Source organism: Vibrio sp. WZ-1, assembly GCF_052037695.1.
GTDB lineage: Bacteria > Pseudomonadota > Gammaproteobacteria > Enterobacterales > Vibrionaceae > Vibrio.
Window position 1 is genome coordinate 1 of record NZ_JBQEQR010000024.1, and the last position, 1,024, is coordinate 1,024.

Sequence of the window (1,024 nt, forward strand, 5' to 3'; positions counted from 1 at the left end):
TCGGCGAGGATCTTAGTTGCTTGACGTTTGAGTGATGTAACTAGTTCTACTTTCATGAGAGCTGCTCCAAAGGAATACTAAAGTGATACTATTCTATCACTTTGAGTATAGCAAGCTCCATGACGGCTAACGCCCAATTAAGGTGTGAGGCACGCAATACGATGCTCCCGCATACCACCTTAATCACTAAAACCAACGCATAGTAAAAATGCCACGCGTGCCGAATCACTCTTAAATTGTTTGTTAGTTGCCCATCTCAAAGCCTAGTGCTAACATTTGTACACACACCAACAAAGGAATACATCATGGACACTAGAATTCAATTTCGTGTTGATGAAGAAACAAAACGCTTAGCTCAACAAATGGCTGAGAGCCAAGGTCGAACTCTAAGTGATGCTTGCCGTGAACTTACTGAGCAACTCGCTGAACAACAAAGAAAAACATTATCTCACGATGCATGGCTAACTGAACAAGTAAACCTAGCATTTGAGAAGTTTGACTCAGGAAAATCCGTTTTCGTTGAGCACCAAACTGCTAAGTCTCGAATGGAAGAGCGCAAAGCCAGAATCCGTAATCGAGGTAAGCAATGATTTTATGGGAAGAAGAGTCACTTAATGATCGTGAAAAGATCTTCGAGTTTCTCTATGACTTCAACCCTGATGCGGCAGAAAAAACTGACAACCTCATTGAAGCAAAAGTAGAAAACTTGCTTGAACAACCTCTAATGGGTCTGCAAAGAGATGGCATCCGCGGACGATTGCTCATTATTCCTGAGATTTCGATGATTGTCTCTTACTGGGTCGAGGGCGATATCATCAGAGTTATGCGTGTACTCCACCAGAAACAAAAATTCCCTACGGATTGATTGCTTCCTCTGGGGAACTAACGCCCAATTAAGGGGTGAACAACGCCTTCACCCACACCTAAAGCATTGTGCCATAAACACTAAATTTGAAGTAGAAGCAAGAATGCCAAGCGTTGAGAATCCCTCTTAAATTGCTTGTTATGTTTTACCACAAACACA

General features: G+C 42.3%; 2 protein-coding genes. Both read left to right on the plus strand.

Annotated features, from left to right (window positions below):
* The first annotated feature begins 305 nt into the window (after positions 1 to 305).
* Positions 306 to 590: a type II toxin-antitoxin system RelB/DinJ family antitoxin gene (locus tag ACTS60_RS00395; protein WP_005398409.1), complete on the plus strand. Its 285-nt coding sequence runs from the start codon at positions 306 to 308 to the stop codon at positions 588 to 590.
* Positions 587 to 865: a type II toxin-antitoxin system RelE/ParE family toxin gene (locus ACTS60_RS00400; RefSeq protein ID WP_038882476.1), complete on the plus strand. Its 279-nt coding sequence runs from the start codon at positions 587 to 589 to the stop codon at positions 863 to 865. Before ACTS60_RS00395 ends, ACTS60_RS00400 begins: the two co-directional genes overlap by 4 nt.
* Positions 866 to 1,024 lie beyond the last annotated feature (159 nt).